General features: G+C 50.9%; 1 protein-coding gene and 1 pseudogene. Both read left to right on the forward strand.

Features of this window, described 5'->3' with window-relative positions:
* Positions 1-102 precede the first annotated feature (102 nt).
* A complete protein-coding gene (gene tnpA, locus VZ94_RS21765; RefSeq protein ID WP_045780853.1) occupies positions 103-390 on the forward strand; it encodes an IS66 family insertion sequence element accessory protein TnpA in 288 nt (95 codons plus the stop codon).
* Positions 378-465, forward strand: a pseudogene (locus VZ94_RS32610) (IS66 family insertion sequence element accessory protein TnpB); the annotation flags it as partial. The gene tnpA and the pseudogene VZ94_RS32610, both read left to right, overlap by 13 nt.

The raw sequence follows: 465 nt of genomic DNA on the forward strand, positions 1-465 counted from the left end.
AGATATTACAGATGATATRRTCGGAHCGTAAGCGCTCAACCAAACCACCTGTTCTAATAAATTCAGAACCGTTATTCTCAAAATTTTTGAAGAGGATAATGCATGACCTTAACCGCGCATTGGATACATCACCTGAACACTTGGCAAAGCAGCGGAATGACGCAAGCGGCGTATTGCCGACAGCATCGGCTTAATGTCAAAACCTTTGCCGCGCGGCTGCACGATTTTAGAAATGAACATTCCACACCGGCGTTCATTCCCGCTCAGATACAGGAACCGCCACCGGCAACTGCTTTGCTGGTATTGCATACCGGTCACGGCTCACGACTGGAACTACCGATAACCGTTTCTGCAGCGTGGCTGGCTGAGTTGCTGCGATGCCTGGCTTGATCGAAACACCCGCGCAAATTTGGCTAGCCGTGGCACCGGTGGATATGCGTAAAGGCATAGACGGACTGTCCGCGC

This window comes from Methylocucumis oryzae (genome assembly GCF_000963695.1).
GTDB classification, from domain to species: domain Bacteria; phylum Pseudomonadota; class Gammaproteobacteria; order Methylococcales; family Methylomonadaceae; genus Methylovulum; species Methylovulum oryzae.